The sequence below is a fragment of the Clostridium sp. AM28-20LB genome (genome assembly GCF_003480665.1).
Lineage (GTDB): Bacteria > Bacillota > Clostridia > Lachnospirales > Lachnospiraceae > Otoolea > Otoolea fessa.
Window position 1 is genome coordinate 1 of the sequence record NZ_QUJN01000022.1, and the last position, 232, is coordinate 232.

Here is a 232-nt window from a genome sequence, read left to right on the forward strand (position 1 = left end):
GGAAGGTGCGGCTGGATCACCTCCTTTCTAAGGAAGAAGAAGTAAGGGTTTTATATACTGTTGAGTTTTCGAGGATGACAATTAAAGATTGAAATCCAGGAAATGAAAGATTTCCGGTGTCGATGCGCTTAGGGGACACACCCGTTCCCATCCCGAACACGATGGTTAAGACCTAAGCGGCCGATGATACTATGCTGGAGACGGCATGGGAAAGCAGGTGGATGCCGGATTC

The 232-nt window shown here is 48.3% G+C and carries 1 rRNA gene; it reads left to right on the forward strand.

From position 1 onward, the window contains the following. Positions 1–112: 112 nt before the first annotated feature. Positions 113–230, forward strand: a 5S ribosomal RNA gene (rrf, locus tag DW739_RS14755). Positions 231–232: the final 2 nt, after the last annotated feature.